Here is an 18,824-nt window from a genome sequence, read left to right as displayed (position 1 = left end):
CAATGCGAGCTTGCCGAATATTTAACATATATAAATCCTTTTAACTTACCGTCCTCTCGCGGCTACATAACGCCCTGCTAAGGGGTGAGCAACGTAATACTGAAGCCGCCGCATACCACCTTATTCACTAAAATCAACGCATGGTAAAAATGCCACGCGTTGCGAATCCCTCTTGAGCAGTTTGTTAGGCGCTTGGCTTACTGGCAAAGTTCGTCAATCATTTGCTCAAAGTTAGGGTACTTTGATTTGGCCTCACTTATGATTTTAGACACTGAGCTTTCATTTGACGGGGCAACCTCCTGAGCAAAGTCCAAAAACTTACTATTTAGGGGGCGCTTCAAATCAGGAGAAGCAACAGCCTCGTATGGCCCAAGACCATGTGCAAACAACCAAACATAGTCTCCAAAATTTTGTGCAACCACCCCAACTTCACCTTCAGAGCCAAAGAAAACAATAGGTTGTTGCAAAAGATCTTCAACATTGGCGACAAGCCAAAAAGCAGCGTAGCCGCCAGAACCATCTTGACCAAAAATTAAATATTCATGGCCATTGAGTGAAGAATTACCAGTCCATGCTTTAATCCATTCTGATGTTTCCTCTTGCGAACAGAAATCATCATATGGTTCAAAATCAATTCCCTCACCGTCCGCGTAGTCAATTTCTATTGAGTGCAGTTTTTTCAATTGATCTGGAAAAGTTCTATCCATCTTATCTCTCCATACTTTCTGGACAACGCCTAACGCCCTGTTAAGGGGTGAGCAACGCAATACCAGAGCCGCTGCATACCACCTTAATCACTCAAACCAACGCATAGTGAAAATGCCACGCGTTGCGAATCCCTCTTGAACAGTTTGTTAGGCTATTGACCCTCTGAGATTCTCACATACGTCCCATTGAAGGTGACATTTAACCCGCCACAACCGTTGTCTTTGCTAACTACGAGGGTATCTTGATCTAACAAAACTTGGAGAGTACAGCCGTCAACGTCATAGTCTATTTGATTACCTTTTAACGTTACAACTCCGTCGATTTCTCCAAAATTCACAAGGCCAGAAGAAGAGTCACCTACCCAAACTGATGTGCCAGATAGTTCGTATGTGTTCGAACCCACCTTAGTTAAGTCAATAAAGGCAGTGTCAGTATCCAATTGATCATTGTTATACCGCTCATAATGCCCCTGAAAACTAGGAACGACTGATGCATATACAAGCGATGAAATAAGCAACATACTTAGAGCTACGCAAACTGTTTTCAAGCTCAAATTCTCCTCAATAGCCTAACGCCTTGTTAAGGTGTGAGGCGCGCAATACCAAAGCTTCCGCATACCACCTTAACCACTAAAACCAACGCATAGTAAAAATGCCACGCGTGCCGAATCACTCTTGAACAATTTGTTATGTACGTGCTAAAGGTACACTACTGACTCCACATTGTTGCCCTCAGGGTCAATCAAAAACGCAGCGTAGTAGTTTGGAGCATAGTGTTTTCGTAAACCAGGCTTACCGTTGCATTTACCACCTAAAGATAACCCCGCTTGATGAAATGCAGAAACTTGTAATTTGTTTGATGCAGAAAAAGCAATATGGCACTTAGAATTACTGACGCCTTTTTCAATTAGAAACCTTACATTTGGCTCGCACGAAAGCCCAAAGCCAGCAGCATTTTCATCTGACCACTTGAGTTCAATACCCAATGGCTCTAGCACATTCTTGTAAAACACACGACATTCTTCGAATGCAACTACCTTAATTTCAAAATGATCTATCACTCTCGATCCTTTAGAGTTGGTTACAATTTTCCTTAAAGTACATAACGCCCAATTAAGGTGTGAGGCACGCAATACCGATGCTTCCGCATACCACCTTAACCACTAAAACCAACGCATACCAAAAATGCCACGCGTGCCGAATCACTCTTAAATTGTTTGTTATAAAGCGGACTCTACATTAAACGCCTTTTCTAACCACACCGAGCTTATGTACTGCCCGTGTTTCTTCGCATACTCATTGAAAACTCCGACTTCTCTGAAACCAAACCGTTTATGTAATGCAACTGATGCGTCGTTTGGTAATGCAACACCCGACAATACACGGTGGACGCCGTAAGCACGAATAGATGAGAACAACTGAGTATATAGTTTAGAACCTAAACCTTTCCCTTTAGCTTCTTGTGCCAGATACACGGTCACTTCTACAGTATCGTCAAAAGCTGAAATTGCTCTGTACTGTTGGGAACATGCAAAACCTAGCAATTCGCCGTTTTCTATAGCGACATATAGTTGATATTTGGTGTTGCTAGAGAACTGAGAAAACCATTTCTGACGATTTTCCAGAGTAAATGGAACTTCCTCAAAGCGTGCATTGGTGTGTTCAATATAAAAATTAAAGATGTCTGTAATACCAGTAACATCTTCAAGTTTACCTGTTCGAATTTCCACGAAATGTCCTTTTTCTTCGAGCTTTATAACGCCCTGTTAAGGTGTGAGCAACGCTATACTAAAGCCGCCGCATACCACCTTAAACACAAAACGCAACGCATAGTAAAAATGCCATGCGTTGCGAATCACTCTTAAACAGTTTGTTATAACTCTGATTTTGCCTTAGTCAATAGCTTATGAACGTCTTCTGAGTTCGCGAAGTCTAAACAATATGCCAATTCTATTGCACTACCACTTTTTGATTTATAAGAGTCAATATTCTCATTGCTCAATAATTCACTGAGCTCAAAAAATGCATCCAAAGGCAAATTAGAAAACTCTCTGTAGCCTTGCATTGCCGTTACCGCATCTTTGGCCACATCGGAGCCCTTGTAATAAGTCGCAATACAAGAAGAAAGCGCATATTTTTTAAACAACTGCTCATCACTTTGAGTGCTCAATGGACTTGCGCTTAATCCCACGCTAAAAGTTGCAACAAATATAGTGCTGACTAATCTTCTAGTTTCCATAAGTACGCCTTCTTTGCTTGTGGGAAGTAACAACTATCCGTACATCTTGAGCCAGTCCAAATACTTGCATGCCCTGATGCATCTAGCCAAGTATCCACATCAACGACCAATATACCTTTGTAGTCAGCCAACTTATTCGCGTTAGGATTTTCAATTACAACCTCAGGATCACCAAACTTTTGATGCAAGAAGCTGATCAAATCCCTGACTCTGTAGATATACCAATTTCCCTGTCCACCAGATACAGTTTTATTTTTAATGTAAGGAACCTTAAAACCAGCATAATTAAGTGCATATGACATCCGAATTGCACATGCATTTTCAAAACGGCCCTGCTCTGGTGTTAGCACATTGATATTGTGATTCACTTTACCACCAATTATTGTACCAACGTCCGATACACCTCGGTTAACCTTTGCAAAAGCCACTTTCATTTTTAGTAAGCTAGGACGTGCTGCCATTTAAAAACCTCCCCATCAATTGTTTGAACGAAAAGGTCTCACAAAATAAGCAACCATACTAACAACAAGTTAATTGTTCTTGAGGCTCTTCAAGATCAAAGGTGTAACAATGAAACTGACAAAAGAGTTATAACGCCGCATTAAGGTGTGAACAACGCGACCACAAAACTTAACCATGCCACCGTAAACACAATACTCAACGATGGAATGAAAAATGCCAAGCGTTGAGAATCACTCTTAAATGCTTTGTTATGCCTCTAATATTTATGGCACAAGCTCATTTTCTTTAGGTAGTGCTTTATGTAATACAGTTTGACGAATAAGATCTCGCAGAATCTCAGCTGAAACACCCACAGATTGTGCAAGATCGCCTTTAGTCTTTGAGCCATGGACTGCAGATGACCTTGAATTATATAATTTTTTTACCTGTTCAAATTTTTCCTTTCGTAAATCACTATCATTAGGATGAAGAAAACGTGCTATATAAAGGCTAATTCGAAACCTAATTTCAGAGGTAGCCCCAAACATCCCCTCAATACCAGCCCATAGAACAGCCATCTGTATTCTTGGCATGGAGTGCCACCTATAAGATGCTAAACAATGTACAGCCGTTTGAAATTTATCATTATCCAATAGTAATCGAGCGTCATGAAAGTGATTTATAACCCATTCAGTGTCTTCGGCACTCAACTGATACGGTAAAGCTTGAGTTAAACCTTTAAAGTATAGGTTCGTCGCACGCAGATTAGTTTTTTCAGAGATTAGACTTGCTTCCGAACTCGATTGAAGATTAAACCCTATCTCAGAGTTGAAGATAGCACTAAGTAGAAGTATATCCCACGAAGAGTTCCAAGCTTTAATTGCTAGATCTTTTTGTGTAGCCGCTTTTATTTCAAGCTGAGCAGTAATCCTAGGGATAAATGCTGCAACAACAGCTATGTCATCCGCTTGCGAGCATGCTGAAAGCGCTGTATTAAAATCAAGGTGCGATGTGTCTGCGGGCATCAACTTCATACTATCGGAAAGTAATATATCTGAGCTAACTTCTATGCCATTGAGCAGTATGTAAGTTTTTTGTTCTATTTCATGTTGTTTCATCTATCTATTCCTGATGCACTCGGAGGCATAACGCCGCATTAAGGGGTGAACAACGCATTCCACCCAAACTAAGCCATTGTGCCGTAAACACTAAAGCTGATTCAAACCAAAACTGCCAAGCGTTGTGAATCCCTCTTGAATGCCTTGTTAGTTGCCAAACCCAAGGCTAAGATTTGGAGTTTATTACCGCTTTGCCAACAATGATTTTGCGTGCTTTGTAAGACTCAAATCAGGCGCAGTTTCAAAGCGCCTGTCACTGAAACCACTTGGAACAGATAGCGCCGTAGAAAACGGGCTAACAACACCCAAAAGCTCTTTTGGACAGATAATTTAACCGAGCTGACTTTCAACACCCAAATAAGCTTACGAAACAGAAAATCCAATCACACAAGAAACCAAAGTTCGATTTTCACAAATCCAAATCGTTAGAAATTGAAATACGAAAAACCAACCAAACTCACACGAACATTAACCCTAAACATTCTGCTTTAGGTACGCTTTTCCTCGTTGGCAACTAACGCCGCATTAAGGGGTGAACAACGCCACCACCTAACCTAAACCATTGTGCCGTAAACACTAAAGCCAATTCAAACCAAAACTGCCAAGCGTTGTGAATCCCTCTTGAATGCTTTGTTAGTTGCCAAGCCTAAAGCTTTGATTTGAAGTTAATTACCGCTTTGCCAACACTTGCTTTACGTATGTTGGAAAAATCAAATCAGACGCAGTTTCAAAGCGCCTGTCACTGAAACCACTTGGAACACGCAGCGCCGTAGAAAACGAACTGACAACACCAAAAAGACCTTTTGGAGAAACAATGCCACAAAGCTGACTTTCAACAAGCGAATCGGCTTCTGAAACGGCAAACCAAACTAGGAAAAGATCGAAGCTCAATTTCCGCGAACCAAGAACCCGAAGTTCGAAGTGCAAAATAAAGCAAAGCACACGAACGATTAGACCTAAACACTCTGTTTTAGCTGCGTTTTCCTCGTTGGCAACTAACGCCCTGTTAAGGGGTGAGCAACGCAATACCGATGCCGCCGCATACCACCTTAAACACTAAAACCAACGCATAGTGAAAATGCCACGCGTTGCGAATCCCTCTTGAACAGTTTGTTATGTGCGTGCTAATTGAGGTACTTTTGCCAATGCTGCTGCCCTTTCAAAACTACTCTGTAATCTTCGTAGTCCAATGAGCTGTAGAGCTTTTTAGCTGCAAAATTATCATCACCGACCTCTAATGTGATTTTGAGGTAATCATTATCACGACAATACTGTTCGATACCGTTCAGTTGCGCCTTGCCAACACCCTTACCACGAAAGTTGTCCGACACCATAAAATCATGGATATTCATCACTCTTTGCGCACGATAAGTTGAGAACGATTCAAAGCAAACTGCAAAACCAGCAGGCTTATTGTCGACAAAACTGATAAATCCGTGGAAATAAGGCAACGCAAATAGCTGAGCAATTACTGAGAGATCTAGTTCAACTGAGAATCCAGATAGATACTCTTTGAACGGAGTCTCGAATATACTTTTGCCCTCAATGCTTTCTGTTTCAATACGCCTGATTGTGATTTCCATATTCATTTCCACCAAAGCACATAACGCCGCATTAAGGTGTGAGCAACACCAACACGAAACTTGACCAGACCACCGTAAACACTAGACCCAACGGTGGAATGAAAAATGCCATGTGTTGGGAATCACTCTTAAATGCTTTGTTAGGCATTTGCGTGCGCCATCAGTAGAACATTATCTATTTGTCTTGGGCTTAAATCCAACTGCCATTGGGATAAAGCATGCCTCTGCAATGAAGAGCACTTCTGAACAAGTTTGTTGTACTCTTTATCTCCAGTCTTGGACGCTTTCGCTCGCCCGGTGATATGGGAAAAGTAAGAAATCGCTTTGACAGCCCTTGCATCATAGATATAAAACAAGTGAGGTAAATGAAAGTGCAAATATTTTGAAGCTAATGATCTCTTATCCAAACCACTGATATCTTTGAAAAGTTGAGTGACCTTCTCATGAACTTCGAGAACCTTATATAGAGAATCGTCGTCAATACGTGTAAATTGCTTTAGTTCGCATAACCACTCATCAATGTCTGACGCAACTATCTTAGGAGCTACAACATCAATATAGAAGTCTTCATTTGCGTACTCGGTCTTGTCCTTTCTCCGTTCGATAGCTGCAGCATATGACCTTCCAATAAGCCACACTTTTGCAATTACTTTAGCCGGTTCTTTATGTTCAAAAGCACTTTGGCAAAGATCGTATAAAACTTTATTTCCATAATCCCAGTAATTAGAGCCTAGCGACTGCTTTGCTAGTTGTTCGAATTCCAAACTTGCCTCCTGATGCCTAACGCCCTGTTAAGGTGTGAGGCACGCAATACCTAAGTCTCCGCATACCACATTAACCACTAAAACCAACGCATAGTAAAAATGCCACGCGTGCCGAATCACTCTTGAACAATTTGTTATGCGCGTTCTCCACGATTGAACGCAACTACAGTAGCGCGTAATTTAGTCAGCTTAAACTCTGTAAGTAACACTGTAACAAAAGACAATATAGAAACGGAGATAAGTGCAATATTTATCAAAGCATTACCACTAAACTCATAAATACCTGACAGACCAATAAATAGCAAAAGACAGGCAATTATCGATAGAATCGAATCATTAGTTTTCACTTTATACTCATCATCAGGTATATCTTTTATTATCGAAACCGGATTTGAAAGCCCGTCAAGCCGAACTGCAATTTTTCCTTTTTTAATTTTGACTTTTAGGCCAGAACTTCTTAACGAATTAGCTAAATCTTCCATGATTGATTATCTCCATTTCTGCGAGCGCATAACGCCTTGTTAAGGTGTGAGGCACGCAATACCGAAGCTCCCGCATAACACCTTAACCACTAAAACCAACGCATAGTAAAAATGCCACGCGTGCCGAATCACTCTTGAACAATTTGTTATAAAGATTTTTTCTCAGTTGCCTTTTCATAGTCATTGAGTGCTCTATTGATGTGATACACAGAAAACAAGGCACTACCATCATTGAGCATATAAAAGCCTAATGGTAGGAAGATAACACCAGAAATAAGAAGGCTCGGCTCAAATCCAGTAACAATGGAGTAAATCGATAGTAAAAATGTTATGAACCCAAAGCCAGCTATCAGCAATCCAAACACCAAATTATAAGAAGCAATAACCTTATCTAGGACATTTAATCTGACCCGATACGACAAAAGTTCTACACCTGAAATATCAGGTAAAAGTTGGACTGTTTTCAAAACATGTCTGAAAGAGACCGTCGCCCCAACCCTTTCATTAAGTACATAAACTGCTTTTAACATTGGGAAACTAACACGGGTACCATGAATACCTTTAAAACACTCAATATCTAGCTCGTTTTTTAAATGAGTCTTTAGTTTTTCCGAGACACTCGGTTCTTGTAAAGCAGATAAAATTTGAGCCATTCTATTTTTTCTAAGTAAGAAGTAGTACTCGGTTACTCTAGGAGCATTTATAGCAATAGTTACGATCACTACAACAATCGCAATCCAGTAATCACCACTTTTTAGTAACTCAACAACTAAGTTCATTTATCGTGAAAGTCTCCTAATCTTTATAACGCCTTGTTAAGGTGTGAGGCACGCAATGCCTAAGCTTCCGCATACCACCTTAATCACCAAACCTAACGCATGGTAAAAATGCCACGCGTGCCGAATCACTCTTGAACAATTTGTTATGCTCGTACTCAAAGAAATTGGAGAATTAAGCAAGTGACAAACGCTGGAAGCCCTGCAATAAAGAAAACCAAACCTGCCTGGAAGTTCATTCTATGCTGCTCTCGTTGGTCTTCTTCGAAATCATGACCTTCTACCATTTTGTAAACTTTATCTGTTCTAGAATCATCCATATGCGCTGTTTTACTATATACGCCACCTTCCCACATAAGCTTTGCTAAAACCCAGTTCACGATAACAACGAAGAACAGAAAGTCGACTGGCTGAGTAGTATCAAAGAAGGGGACAAACTGAGCTAAGAGAATAACAATCAATGCTGCAACAAGATTGATTAGCACCACTTTCTTCAGTAAATTGAGCAAAATTCCCTCCTAGAGCATAACGCCAAATTAAGGTGTGAACAACGCTAACCACCCTACCTAAAGCATTGTGCCATAAACACTAAACTGGCTTGAAGTGAAAGCGCCGAGCGTTGTGAATCACTCTTAAATTTATTGTTATATGCGTACTCATTTAGACCACTGAAATCACAACGCGCTCGTTGTCCGCTTTATCTTCCACTTCCAGTAAAGTCCCTTCCGTCTTAGCGTCCTTTAACGCATGTACTAAGGCTTCTAGTTGTTCACCATTTTCGTCGAATTTAGACGATATATTCCGAGGTATTATATTCGCTACGACTTTGGCCAAACCAAGGGGAATAGACAAGCTGTCTTGCAACTCACCTGAATCACAAGAATAAGTATCGATTTTTAGTTTACGCATACTCGAACTCTCACCGACCATATGAATCAACTAGAATACGTTACCTTTGAAATATATCTGTGAGCGAGATTAAGTGTTTGAATGCCTAAAGCATATAACGCCGCATTAAGGTGTGAGCAACGCTACCACGAAACTCAACCTTACCACCGTAAACACGAAACCCAACGATGGAATGGAAAATGCCAAGCGTTGGGAATCACTCTTAAATGCTTTGTTATGTGCTTATTTGATCATGATGACTTCACTACCAACCCAACCAACTTTACCTGCGCAATTGCCATTTATGACCTTAACTTTTTCAGCTAACTCAAAGCCATTTGGCGAGGTATAGGCTTCGCCAATAGGCGCTAATTTAACGCCCTGTTTCAGATTGCAGATAAAGTTTTTCGAACCTCCGAACAAATCAGGCTCTTTCATTAAGTATGTGCCACCACCCTTTGGGTGATTAACAACTAAGGTATCCGCATTGTCGTTACTTTGATTTGAATAATTGTTAACTGTTATATCGCCATTTTGCGTCCCGACAACAGTGTTGCTCTGCCCCTCTACATTCTGCTCAAAAGAATCAGAAGATGCGGTAACCGGAAAGAAATACAACCCAAGACTAACTATGCTTGCAAGTCCTGAAACAATAGTAAACTTCTTCATTGTTGACATCCTTATAAAACTACTAAATATATTTTTTAATTTCATAAGAATACATTATCACGCAAGCTCTTATTGACCGAATACTCAATCGCTTACGGGGACTCGAGCACATAACGCCAAATTAAGTAGTGAGCAACGCCACCACCTAAGCTAACCCATTGTGCCGTAAACACTAAAGCTGAATCAAACCGAAAGTGCCAAGCGTTGCGAATCTGCTTGAATTTATTGTTAGGTGATTAGTACGATGCGCCATTGATTTTACGTACAGGAATACTCGAAAGCACTTCATTTTCGGCCATTCTCATATTTACAGCCAAGATATCTTCGGAACATTTCTGTGTTGTTATGTAATGCGTTAAACAACCACATGAGTTGCAACGATGAAATTCTACTTCTTTGTCACCCCAACAATAGAAAGATGTTTTCTCATTCATTCTGATTTGAACTTGTTCTGGAGAAAAGTACGCCCAAGTTGCAGCATAGCGACGACAAATAGAGCAGTTACACTCTCCAACTTCTTTAGGAAACGAACTCAACACCAAACTAACGTTTCCGCAGTGACACTTTAATTCCATTCGATCATTCCCTGTATTCACCTAACGCCGCGTTAAGGGGTGAACAACGCAAACCACCAAACCTAAATTATTGTGCCATAAACACAAAAGCTAAACTTAGAACCAAAATTGCCAAGCGTTGAGAATCCCTCTTGAACGCTTTGTTATGTTCGTAGCTATTTGAAGCCACTGATATTTACAAAACTATGTCTGGTCGATGCAACAGACTTGCTCACGCTAGGTACTGCCACACTTCAATTTGAATGTCTCTCAGTAAATTTTGAGTATGCTCCGACTGTAAATTAAGTTCGCACCAGCCATCAGTTCCCATATATTCAGCAGAAATATAGCTGATATTTTTAATACCACTTTCATTGTTGAGGATTCCAGATAGTCGGAAAATACCTAACTTTGTGTGGATTCTGCTAATTTTGAAGTTTTCCATAAACCTCCAAGAACATAACGCCCTGTTAAGGTGTGAGCAACGCTATACCGACGCTTCCGCACACCACCTTAAACACTAAAAGCAACGCATAGTGAAAATGCCACGCGTTGCGAATCACTCTTAAACAGTTTGTTATGCGCTTTGCTCCACTAATTCAGCTGTTCCAATACAAGCGACTCGTCCTTCAATATCAGTAACTATATCTCCGGAGAACTGATGATTAAGCTGAACTTGAACATTAGGTAGGCCTATTGGTGCAATATTAATTAAGTACCCATCTTTTATGGTTTCCACTACGTATTTATGCTCGCCAGAAACTTTAAGCTCAGATAGAACGACACCTAAATTGCTATCGATTACCTCTGCAGATGACGCAGATAAACTGAAAACACATTCCCCCGACTCGCCTGAATTGGGAGCTAACAACATGAAGCCCACATGTCTACCATCTATTGTTTTCAATACCATCGCTTTTGGTAGTTCATTATCCATATATCCCTCGATATTTAAATGCACTAGCGCATAACGCCCTGCTAAGGGGTGAGCAACGCAATACTGAAGCCGCTGCATACCACCTTAATCACTAAAATCAACGCATGCTAAAAATGCCACGCGTTGCGAATCCCTCTTGAGCAGATTGTTAGCAATCACGTTGGCGCTGCAATTATTTACTTTCCAAGTCATTAGACACATAGCTCAGTTTTTTCATAAGCCTTCGAGCATCTTCTTGCGATATTTCAGCGAGTTTGAAAACTTGTTGTTCACGACTTGGAGCAGTAATAACCGTTGCATTACCATCAATGAAAACCATATCTGTCGTTAGTTTGTTGGAAGCATGCGGTAGCTCCCACCCTTGGTATAGATAGACCGTTTGACCTTGCTTGAGAGTGAACTGTTTGTCCCAGAAGAGCCTTGAAGGGATTAAAGGATCATAAAATTCAAGATTTTTTTCACCAGGCTCTGCGTAAAACCAAGTATAAGATCCGTTCAGCAACTTCCCTGTTGGCTCTCCATTTACTCGATAGGTTTGGACATTTTCCAACAGCCCTTTGTTGTTGCCTTGCAAAATATAAACGATTGACTTTCCGTTATTAAAATTAGGCTCAACTTTATTTGCTTCCACTCTATCAGGTGCTGATGCACATCCCCAGAGAGAAACTAGCAACACTGCCATTCCTATTACATTTTTCATAATACTCCTTTTTGTTATTAGTGAATGCTAACGCCCTGTTAAGGTGTGAGCAACGCAATACCAAAGCCGCCGCACACCACCTTAAACACGAAAACCAACGCATGGTGAAAATGCCACGCGTTGCGAATCACTCTTGAACAGATTGTTATGCTGTAGGTTCGAGTTGATCTTGCTCCTGAGTTTCATCACTAGAAACATCCTGGATCTCAACCCCAAAATACTCAGTTAACTCTCTCTGAATACGATGATATTCGTTAACTGAAACTTCTATCAAGCAGCCGTTGAACTCACGTGTATAGTAATAAGAGTTGTCTTTATCATCTTTAGAAATAACCAAATGGTCATTATTCGTAAGAGCCAAATGGAACTCATTTTCAAATGTAGTTACCTGAACAATATTGTGTTTAGAAATAGTAAATTGTTCGTTTAATTTCAAACCAACTTTCATTATTTATCCTCATTATTGAATACTTTCAATTTGCAGCATAACGCCCTGTTAAGGTGTGAGCAACGCAATGCCGATGCCTCCGCAAAACACCTTAAACACAAAAACGCAACGCATAGTAAAAATGCCACGCGTTGCGAATCACTCTTAAACAGTTTGTTATACGCTTTTTCTCACTATCTAAAGTGAAGTGTATATATTAACTAAGCTAAAGCTCACAATAAATTCGGCTCATACCACGATCACCTCGCTTATAACCAGCAGCAGCTGATTCAAAGTGCGTGGTAGCTTTTAGACCAACCATTTTGTTTACTGTCATCAAATGCCACCCCGGAACTGTACCCGAAGCACTGCCGCCAGAGATCTGATAACAACGAACTGCATCATTCCCAGCAGTTGTACTGCCGTAACAATGTGGTAAAACTTCTCGCGGGTATCCGTCGTAAGTAAACTCAAGCTTTAACTTCTCTTTAATTGCACGAACAATTAGCTCATTCATAACCGTACACTCATATTTAAGTAACTAGAGAGTAAGAAAATACTCACTCTGATTCATAAGCTATGACTAAAACGGAAGTCATACAACAAAATTTAAACTTTAGTTGTAGATTATGCTTGAAATGTCTGCAGAATAAGAAAAACGCTTCAGAAAAGAACCGGAACATTGATATTAATCATTGAGATACATGACTTTTTAGGCGTATAACGCCGCATTAAGGTGTGAGCAACGCTACCACGAAACTAAACCTTACCACCGTAAACACAAAACCCAACGATGGAATGAAAAATGCCATGCGTTGGGAATCACTCTTAAATGCTTTGTTAGCTTAATATAGACTCAGGAGTGCTTTTTACTTTCTAGGCTTTTTACTCTTGCTTTGTACGCAAAATAAAAACCAACGAAGAAGAATGCATTCGTAGCCACGAGAGCCAATCCCGCAACCTCGGGTAAATTGTAGCCTGTTATCATTGAAAGAATATAGTACTGGGCACATGCAGCCATAACACACAAAGATAATGGACGAAGAAAAGTAGTACTCGGCGATAACTTTTCTTCAGAGAACATATACTGCATCAATAGCACATGCGAGAAATGAATTGTTGCCAATGACAATATCACTATTAGTATTAAAACTAGCATTACAAATCTTCCGGTTGAAGTAGACCTCTGCGAAGAAGCTCCTTCCGCGCATCTTTTGCATTTAAGTGTGTTTGATAAGCAATTACACTGACCATTACGACCAAGATTGCCGATGCTTTGCCTGCAACTTGTTTGGTCACTCCCAGTCTATTTGCAATCTGCGCAACTGGTGAGCTTGTAACTTGCTTTTTCAACTGAGTCGCAACCTCTTTGGAAGCACTTTTTACCCCTTGTTGCGCTGATGAAAGCAAAAATGCTGATATACCTGCTGCTGTGAGAGGGAGCGAGAAGTCTATGCCAAGACCTTTCAATATATTAGTCACATCCTTATTGGTATCAAAAAATTCTCTGAGCTCCCGATCAGAAAGTGACCATGAGAACCAGTATGGATTTGCAACCACTTGAGAAACTAAACCATATAGTGAAGCTTTCAACTGGCCATCGTTCAAAGCCAATATTAGCTTCAAAACTTCGGACTGTTTGTTCTTAGGTAACTCTCTATAAAGTACAATTCCTGTAATAATTGTAATTGCATTAGGCTCCTGTCTCATACGAGCTTCGTACTTTTCCATACCAATCAAATGCGTGTAGTACTTAACTGGATCTGCGGCAATTTTTGATTTGTGCACTCTCATAAAGCCTCCAATATAGATTTTGATAATGCTTAATACACTTATTGGAACTTGAGCACAAATATGCTTACTACTTTTTTGTTTAGTTTCACACAACATTGCAATTTATAAATAGCATAATTGCCTGACTACCTTGTTCATGAACTTAAATGTTAAGCTAACGCCCTGCTAAGGGGTGAGCAACGCAATACCAATGCTACCGCAAACCACCTTAATCACTAAATTCAACGCATAGTGAAAATGCCACGCGTTGCGAATCCCTCTTGAGCAGTTTGTTAGTTTGCAAGCCCAAAGCGTTGATTTTACGTTATTTTAAACTTTGCAAACAATAAGCTTTATGTGTTTTGATGCATTAAAATCAGGCGTAGTCTCAAAGCGGCTACTCAATGAAACCACTTGGAACAAACAACGCCGCAGAAAACGAACTAACAACACCAAAAAGCGCTTTTGGAAAACCAATCTCACAATGCGGACTTTCAACAAAGCCACTGAAACCACGTGGAACTTGCCACACCAAAGAAAGCGTCACTTCAGCGAGTAGATCGGCTTTTATACCAACAAACTCAACGAGCAGAATCTCAGCAAAAAAGTTCAACTCAGTTAACCCAAAAGTCGCCGCACCAAAGAACAAATCAACCGTTGAAACGATACCAATTTTGAGTTTACACCACGCAAGTTAACACTGAAATTGAATGCCGATAAGACAATTTCAACTATAAGCTTTTACCACTAGATCTTGCGATATAGGCACGTTTTTCCTCTTGCAAACTAACGCCGCATTAAGGTGTGAGCGGCGCTTGGCTATACTTGAGCGAAGCGAAACTGCCAAGCGTTGCGAATCACTCTTAAATGCTTTGTTATATTTTTTTGCTTGCTAATAATAGGCAGTAGTTCTTTACCTTATCTACTTTTTCGCCAACCAAATAAACAAGGGAATTTGAGTTTACCCAATCTATGTTTCTTGTTTGTAGTTCTTTTTGGAGAGTACTTTTTGGCTTAGCTAGCTTTCTTTTATGTTTGAACTCCCAAGACTGAAATTGAACAGGAAGTTCTTCGCAGCCCAACCACCAATGGGGAATTGCCGTTTTCCATTTATCTTCAAGCCAGACATCAGACAAAACAATTATGTATTCATGATCAGCATAAAGGTCATTGCAATTGATAAAAGACCGATCACTACTAACTACCCTTTCAATATCTTTCACCACTAGTGACTTTTGAATCGATTTAGAAAGGCGCTTTGCTTCAATGTAAAATATTGATTTATATTTTGGAGAAAATACCATCCCATCAATATGCTCATTCTTCTTGACCCACGGGAACTCTAACCAATGTACCGAGTTTTCATCATCTAACGCAGTTTTTAATGCGTTCACAAAGTTGTGAACCTGATTTTGCTCTGTAAATCCTGTTGAGTCTCTCGCTGGATAAAATGAACATAGCATCCGCTCATAAGTACCACACATATCTACAAAAGCTGTTGATATTATTTTCTCCATAACTCACCTAAAAAAAATAACGCCCTGTTAAGGTGTGAGCAACGCAATGCCGAAGCCTCCGCATACCACCTTAAACACATAAGCCAACGCATAGTAAAAATGCCACGCGTTGCGAATCACTCTTAAACAGTTTGTTATGTTCGTACAACAATGTTTAACGCAATTACATCAAGTTGCCCTAACTCATTAAAGTTAAGCCGAAAGTGCTTGTAGCCTTCGTCGCAATTGATTATTTCTGATTGGACATGTTGCTTGAGCCAAAGAGATGAGCATATTTCATAACAGCTGTCGTCTCGCTCTCCCTCAAGTAAATCAAATACCATCTGCCACTTGCATGCGACGTAATCGGTAAAATATAGTTTTACCGTTTTTTCCTGCCAATCTTTAAACTCAGCTCTTAAATCGCCTTCTTCTTGATGGATTTCAGGATATTCTGCATCTGCAGTAGAAAACCCCAAATCTAGCATTTTAACTGTTTCCATATCCCTTCCTAGCCCAGAGAACATAACGCCGCATTAAGGTGCGAACAACGCTAAATACCTAACCCAAACCATTGCACCTTAAACACTAAAACCAAGTTTAAACTGAGATCGCCAAGCGTTGTGAGTCACTCTTAAATGCTTTGTTAGGCGCTTCACGCAAATAGTTAGAATGGGATTTAGAAAACCACCTTTTGGAAAAAAGAACGCACGTAACCCACTGAATTTGGTTAAGACCCAAAGGCTAAAGCGACTAAGTTTCTGAAACCCACTGCAACCAAAAACACTAAAGAAATTGGCAATTCAACACATAGAAATGAAATTTGGAAAGGCTGACTATCGGAACGAAATTCCAGCCGATAAACCTGTTTCGAAGGCAGACAAACTTAAAGCGATTTGAGCCAAAGAAACTGACAACAAACCGACCAGAAAACCGAATGAGGCAACCTGCGAAACTTGGCATGTTTTACGGATTGAGTGACTCAAGAACTTGGGAAGATAAAGCCAGATTGCCGAAAAACTAGAGCGAATGGCCGGAGAGAAATTAGAGATATGACCCACGAAATTTCTCACTGCGCCTAACGCCCTGCTAAGGGGTGAACAACGCAATACCGAAGCCGCTGCATACCACCTTAATCACTAAAATCAACGCATAGTAAAAATGCCACACGTTGTGAATCCCTCTTGAGCAGTTTGTTAGCTTGCAAACCTAAAGTGTTGACTTTACGTTACTTTAAACTTTGCGAACAACAAGCCTTATGTGCTTTGATGCATTTAAGTCAGGCGTAGTCTCAAAGCGGCTACTCAATGAAACCACGTGGAACAAACAACGCCGCAGAAAACGAACTCACAACACCAAAAAGCGCTTTTGGAAAACCAATCTCACAATGCGGACTTTCAACAAAGTCACTGAAACCACGTGGAACTTACCACACCAGAGAAAACGTGCTCGCAGCGAGTAAATCGACTTTTGTACCAACAAACTCAACGAGCAGAGTTTCAGCAAAAAAGTTCGACTCAGTTACCCAGAAGGTCATAGCACCAAAGAACAAATCAACCGCTGAAACGATGCCAATTTTGGATTTTTACCACGCTGATTAACGCTGAAATTAAATGCCGATACGACATGAGCTTTTACCGCTAGATCTTGCGATATAGCTACGTTTTTCCTCTTGCAAACTAACGCCGCATTAAGTGGTGAGCAACGCAGACCACCAAACTAAAAGTATGATGCCGTAAACACCGAAGCTAAAGCAAACCCAAAATACCGAGCGTTGGGAATCCGTCTTAAATGCTTTGTTAGTTTATTACTCACGAAGCTCACCAAACCTTAGCACCACTGGATTTGAAACAGTGCATTGAGCTGAAAAGTTAGCACGTAGCCGATAACTTCAAGCCATAACCTTTGAATTGACTTGAACCAAGCCTAAACCACCAAACGTTGAGTCTCACGGAACTTCACCCACTGAAGCCGAGATTTTATTTGCTGATTTCAGATGCAACATTCAAACATTAACACGAGTTAGACGGACACTAAATGACCACCAACAAACCACGTTCACGAAAAACTAAAACAGCACGATTGAAAGCACGCACAACAATTTAGGTAAGTATTCGGTCGCTCGACTTTGACATAAAACCAACTTAATACACTGAATTTAAATCGAAAAACTGGACTATCATGGGCTATAGATTTGCTTGATTTTGATGCTTTAAACTAACGCCGCATTAAGGTGTGAGCAACGCTACCACGAAACTTAACTAGACCACCGTAAACACGAAACCTAACGATAGAATGAAAAATGCCAAGCGTTGGGAATCACTCTTAAATGCTTTGTTAGGCAAATAGCGCCGGTGCTTTGCTTAAGGATTACTCTGTGAAAGCCCTGTAGTTTTAAACATCTCTACATAACGTGGATTCATAGAGGTTAACTCTGCGTGCAAGTCTTTTGTACTATAGTCTGGTGCTAAGGTAATTGTTACTACCATACCCTCCAGATCAGCACTTTCTGTACATGCAAATAGATTAATATCTTCGACAAAAGCACGGATGAACACATCTGCGTCTTCAATTTCAGGAATTGTTGGGCGCTCAGGGCGAAGATCATTGTCATTTAAATAAGCGATTGTTAATTGATACTGCATAATTCAAATCTCTGTTATTAACTCACTCAACATTACCATTTTGCTGTGCATATTCAAACACTTGCCTAACGCCGCATTAAGGGGTGAACAACGCCACCACCCAACCTAAGCTATTGTGCCGTAAACACTAAAGTTGATTCAAACCAAAACTGCCAAGCGTTGTGAATCCCTCTTGAATGCTTTGTTAGTTGCCAAACCTAAAGCTTTGATTTGATGTTAATTGCCGCTTTGCCAACACTAGTTTTACGTGTTTTAAGAAACTCAAATCAGGCGCAGTTTCAAAGCGCCTGTCACTGAAAACCACTTGGAATATACAACGCCGTAGAATACAGCCTAACAACGCCAAAAAGCTCATTTGAAAAGACAATATCACAGAGTTGACTCTCAACAAGCTAACTGGCTTCTGAAACGGAAAGTCCGACCACAGAAAACCAAAGCCTGATTTGCACAATACTGAAAGGCTAAAATTTGAAATACAAAACCGAGCCAGAAATGTGCGAACATTAGCCCTAAACATTCTGCTTTAGCTGCGTTTTCCCCTTGGCAACTAACGCCCTGTTAAGGTGTGAGCAACGCAATGCCGATGCTTCTGCATACCACCTTCAACACTAAACGCAACGCAACG

25 protein-coding genes and 1 pseudogene are annotated in these 18,824 nt (G+C 40.5%); all 26 read right to left on the bottom strand.

Going from position 1 to position 18,824, the window contains the following annotated elements; all coding sequences use genetic code 11:
- Window positions 1-197: 197 nt before the first annotated feature.
- Complete coding sequence (locus R7F67_RS23340; protein ID WP_025998675.1) at window positions 198-707, bottom strand: SMI1/KNR4 family protein; 510 nt, start codon at window positions 705-707, stop codon at window positions 198-200.
- Window positions 708-1,405: 698 nt separating this feature from the next.
- Window positions 1,406-1,768 (bottom strand): VOC family protein, encoded by a 363-nt coding sequence (locus R7F67_RS23335; RefSeq protein WP_005378522.1) that lies wholly within the window; start codon window positions 1,766-1,768, stop codon window positions 1,406-1,408.
- Window positions 1,769-1,927: 159 nt separating this feature from the next.
- Window positions 1,928-2,437 carry a GNAT family N-acetyltransferase gene (locus R7F67_RS23330; RefSeq protein WP_005377035.1) on the bottom strand — a complete coding sequence of 170 codons (510 nt, stop codon included), beginning with the start codon at window positions 2,435-2,437 and terminating at the stop codon, window positions 1,928-1,930.
- 143 nt (window positions 2,438-2,580) lie between these two features.
- A complete protein-coding gene (locus tag R7F67_RS23320; protein WP_054577359.1) occupies window positions 2,581-2,946 on the bottom strand; it encodes a T6SS amidase immunity protein Tai4 family protein in 366 nt (121 codons plus the stop codon).
- A complete protein-coding gene (locus R7F67_RS23315) occupies window positions 2,928-3,407 on the bottom strand; it encodes a type VI secretion system amidase effector protein Tae4 (RefSeq protein WP_054577360.1) in 480 nt (159 codons plus the stop codon). Before R7F67_RS23315 ends, R7F67_RS23320 begins: the two co-directional genes overlap by 19 nt.
- A 264-nt stretch (window positions 3,408-3,671) precedes the next feature.
- Window positions 3,672-4,505, bottom strand: coding sequence for a HEPN domain-containing protein (locus R7F67_RS23310; RefSeq protein ID WP_054577361.1), 834 nt, complete (start codon window positions 4,503-4,505; stop codon window positions 3,672-3,674).
- 669 nt (window positions 4,506-5,174) lie between these two features.
- On the bottom strand, window positions 5,175-5,396 hold the full coding sequence (locus tag R7F67_RS23305; protein WP_258475359.1) for a hypothetical protein: 222 nt from the start codon (window positions 5,394-5,396) through the stop codon (window positions 5,175-5,177).
- A 233-nt stretch (window positions 5,397-5,629) separates the two neighbouring features.
- On the bottom strand, window positions 5,630-6,088 hold the full coding sequence (locus R7F67_RS23295) for a GNAT family N-acetyltransferase (RefSeq protein WP_318057398.1): 459 nt from the start codon (window positions 6,086-6,088) through the stop codon (window positions 5,630-5,632).
- Between the two features lie 140 nt (window positions 6,089-6,228).
- A complete protein-coding gene (locus R7F67_RS23290) occupies window positions 6,229-6,852 on the bottom strand; it encodes a hypothetical protein (protein WP_054577363.1) in 624 nt (207 codons plus the stop codon).
- 134 nt (window positions 6,853-6,986) lie between these two features.
- A complete protein-coding gene (locus R7F67_RS23285; RefSeq protein WP_031781294.1) occupies window positions 6,987-7,334 on the bottom strand; it encodes a hypothetical protein in 348 nt (115 codons plus the stop codon).
- A gap of 146 nt (window positions 7,335-7,480) precedes the next feature.
- The gene (locus R7F67_RS23280; RefSeq protein WP_269129361.1) at window positions 7,481-8,113 is read right to left on the bottom strand and encodes a hypothetical protein; all 633 of its coding nucleotides are present in this window, start codon (window positions 8,111-8,113) and stop codon (window positions 7,481-7,483) included.
- Window positions 8,114-8,268: 155 nt separating this feature from the next.
- Window positions 8,269-8,619 carry a hypothetical protein gene (locus R7F67_RS23275; RefSeq protein WP_054577365.1) on the bottom strand — a complete coding sequence of 117 codons (351 nt, stop codon included), beginning with the start codon at window positions 8,617-8,619 and terminating at the stop codon, window positions 8,269-8,271.
- 151 nt (window positions 8,620-8,770) lie between these two features.
- Window positions 8,771-9,019 (bottom strand): hypothetical protein, encoded by a 249-nt coding sequence (locus R7F67_RS23270; RefSeq protein ID WP_054577367.1) that lies wholly within the window; start codon window positions 9,017-9,019, stop codon window positions 8,771-8,773.
- Window positions 9,020-9,241: 222 nt separating this feature from the next.
- Window positions 9,242-9,667, bottom strand: coding sequence for a hypothetical protein (locus R7F67_RS23265; RefSeq protein WP_054577395.1), 426 nt, complete (start codon window positions 9,665-9,667; stop codon window positions 9,242-9,244).
- A 236-nt stretch (window positions 9,668-9,903) separates the two neighbouring features.
- Window positions 9,904-10,242 (bottom strand): GFA family protein, encoded by a 339-nt coding sequence (locus R7F67_RS23260; RefSeq protein WP_054577396.1) that lies wholly within the window; start codon window positions 10,240-10,242, stop codon window positions 9,904-9,906.
- A gap of 211 nt (window positions 10,243-10,453) precedes the next feature.
- Window positions 10,454-10,666 carry a hypothetical protein gene (locus tag R7F67_RS23255; RefSeq protein ID WP_005376999.1) on the bottom strand — a complete coding sequence of 71 codons (213 nt, stop codon included), beginning with the start codon at window positions 10,664-10,666 and terminating at the stop codon, window positions 10,454-10,456.
- A 132-nt stretch (window positions 10,667-10,798) separates the two neighbouring features.
- The gene (locus R7F67_RS23250) at window positions 10,799-11,158 is read right to left on the bottom strand and encodes a hypothetical protein (RefSeq protein WP_045616264.1); all 360 of its coding nucleotides are present in this window, start codon (window positions 11,156-11,158) and stop codon (window positions 10,799-10,801) included.
- Between the two features lie 172 nt (window positions 11,159-11,330).
- Entirely contained in the window at window positions 11,331-11,858 is a 528-nt protein-coding gene (locus R7F67_RS23245; protein WP_230856667.1) for a DUF2846 domain-containing protein, read from the bottom strand.
- A gap of 145 nt (window positions 11,859-12,003) precedes the next feature.
- Window positions 12,004-12,306, bottom strand: a complete 303-nt coding sequence (locus tag R7F67_RS23240) for a hypothetical protein (protein ID WP_213906815.1) — start codon at window positions 12,304-12,306, stop codon at window positions 12,004-12,006.
- A gap of 205 nt (window positions 12,307-12,511) precedes the next feature.
- Window positions 12,512-12,802, bottom strand: a complete 291-nt coding sequence (locus tag R7F67_RS23235) for a hypothetical protein (protein WP_053319312.1) — start codon at window positions 12,800-12,802, stop codon at window positions 12,512-12,514.
- Window positions 12,803-13,443: 641 nt separating this feature from the next.
- Window positions 13,444-14,079 (bottom strand): hypothetical protein, encoded by a 636-nt coding sequence (locus R7F67_RS23230; RefSeq protein WP_151514891.1) that lies wholly within the window; start codon window positions 14,077-14,079, stop codon window positions 13,444-13,446.
- Between the two features lie 376 nt (window positions 14,080-14,455).
- Window positions 14,456-14,671 (bottom strand): hypothetical protein, encoded by a 216-nt coding sequence (locus tag R7F67_RS23225; protein ID WP_242013347.1) that lies wholly within the window; start codon window positions 14,669-14,671, stop codon window positions 14,456-14,458.
- Between the two features lie 262 nt (window positions 14,672-14,933).
- Window positions 14,934-15,575 carry a hypothetical protein gene (locus R7F67_RS23220; protein ID WP_054702880.1) on the bottom strand — a complete coding sequence of 214 codons (642 nt, stop codon included), beginning with the start codon at window positions 15,573-15,575 and terminating at the stop codon, window positions 14,934-14,936.
- A gap of 134 nt (window positions 15,576-15,709) precedes the next feature.
- Window positions 15,710-16,057: a hypothetical protein gene (locus R7F67_RS23215; protein ID WP_053304305.1), complete on the bottom strand. Its 348-nt coding sequence runs from the start codon at window positions 16,055-16,057 to the stop codon at window positions 15,710-15,712.
- A gap of 1,860 nt (window positions 16,058-17,917) precedes the next feature.
- Window positions 17,918-18,199 carry a hypothetical protein gene (locus R7F67_RS23210; protein ID WP_318057397.1) on the bottom strand — a complete coding sequence of 94 codons (282 nt, stop codon included), beginning with the start codon at window positions 18,197-18,199 and terminating at the stop codon, window positions 17,918-17,920.
- A 184-nt stretch (window positions 18,200-18,383) separates the two neighbouring features.
- Window positions 18,384-18,567 (bottom strand): annotated as a pseudogene (locus R7F67_RS25185) (hypothetical protein).
- Window positions 18,568-18,824 lie beyond the last annotated feature (257 nt).

It is taken from the genome of Vibrio sp. YT-17, assembly GCF_033337375.1.
GTDB lineage: Bacteria > Pseudomonadota > Gammaproteobacteria > Enterobacterales > Vibrionaceae > Vibrio > Vibrio alginolyticus.
This window is presented reverse-complemented; position numbering and strand designations above follow the sequence as displayed.

Excerpts from the sequence above, each read along its gene's own strand:
- R7F67_RS23340 (WP_025998675.1), bottom strand. The coding sequence starts at position 707 with ATGGATAGAACTTTTCCAGATCAATTGAAAAAACTGCACTCAATAGAA.
- R7F67_RS23320 (WP_054577359.1), bottom strand. The coding sequence starts at position 2,946 with ATGGAAACTAGAAGATTAGTCAGCACTATATTTGTTGCAACTTTTAGC.
- R7F67_RS23315 (WP_054577360.1), bottom strand. The coding sequence starts at position 3,407 with ATGGCAGCACGTCCTAGCTTACTAAAAATGAAAGTGGCTTTTGCAAAG.
- R7F67_RS23310 (WP_054577361.1), bottom strand. The coding sequence starts at position 4,505 with ATGAAACAACATGAAATAGAACAAAAAACTTACATACTGCTCAATGGC.
- R7F67_RS23295 (WP_318057398.1), bottom strand. The coding sequence starts at position 6,088 with ATGGAAATCACAATCAGGCGTATTGAAACAGAAAGCATTGAGGGCAAA.
- R7F67_RS23285 (WP_031781294.1), bottom strand. The coding sequence starts at position 7,334 with ATGGAAGATTTAGCTAATTCGTTAAGAAGTTCTGGCCTAAAAGTCAAA.
- R7F67_RS23280 (WP_269129361.1), bottom strand. The coding sequence starts at position 8,113 with ATGAACTTAGTTGTTGAGTTACTAAAAAGTGGTGATTACTGGATTGCG.
- R7F67_RS23270 (WP_054577367.1), bottom strand. The coding sequence starts at position 9,019 with ATGCGTAAACTAAAAATCGATACTTATTCTTGTGATTCAGGTGAGTTG.
- R7F67_RS23265 (WP_054577395.1), bottom strand. The coding sequence starts at position 9,667 with ATGAAGAAGTTTACTATTGTTTCAGGACTTGCAAGCATAGTTAGTCTT.
- R7F67_RS23260 (WP_054577396.1), bottom strand. The coding sequence starts at position 10,242 with ATGGAATTAAAGTGTCACTGCGGAAACGTTAGTTTGGTGTTGAGTTCG.
- R7F67_RS23255 (WP_005376999.1), bottom strand. The coding sequence starts at position 10,666 with ATGGAAAACTTCAAAATTAGCAGAATCCACACAAAGTTAGGTATTTTC.
- R7F67_RS23250 (WP_045616264.1), bottom strand. The coding sequence starts at position 11,158 with ATGGATAATGAACTACCAAAAGCGATGGTATTGAAAACAATAGATGGT.
- R7F67_RS23245 (WP_230856667.1), bottom strand. The coding sequence starts at position 11,858 with ATGAAAAATGTAATAGGAATGGCAGTGTTGCTAGTTTCTCTCTGGGGA.
- R7F67_RS23240 (WP_213906815.1), bottom strand. The coding sequence starts at position 12,306 with ATGAAAGTTGGTTTGAAATTAAACGAACAATTTACTATTTCTAAACAC.
- R7F67_RS23235 (WP_053319312.1), bottom strand. The coding sequence starts at position 12,802 with ATGAATGAGCTAATTGTTCGTGCAATTAAAGAGAAGTTAAAGCTTGAG.
- R7F67_RS23230 (WP_151514891.1), bottom strand. The coding sequence starts at position 14,079 with ATGAGAGTGCACAAATCAAAAATTGCCGCAGATCCAGTTAAGTACTAC.
- R7F67_RS23220 (WP_054702880.1), bottom strand. The coding sequence starts at position 15,575 with ATGGAGAAAATAATATCAACAGCTTTTGTAGATATGTGTGGTACTTAT.
- R7F67_RS23215 (WP_053304305.1), bottom strand. The coding sequence starts at position 16,057 with ATGGAAACAGTTAAAATGCTAGATTTGGGGTTTTCTACTGCAGATGCA.
- R7F67_RS23210 (WP_318057397.1), bottom strand. The coding sequence starts at position 18,199 with ATGCAGTATCAATTAACAATCGCTTATTTAAATGACAATGATCTTCGC.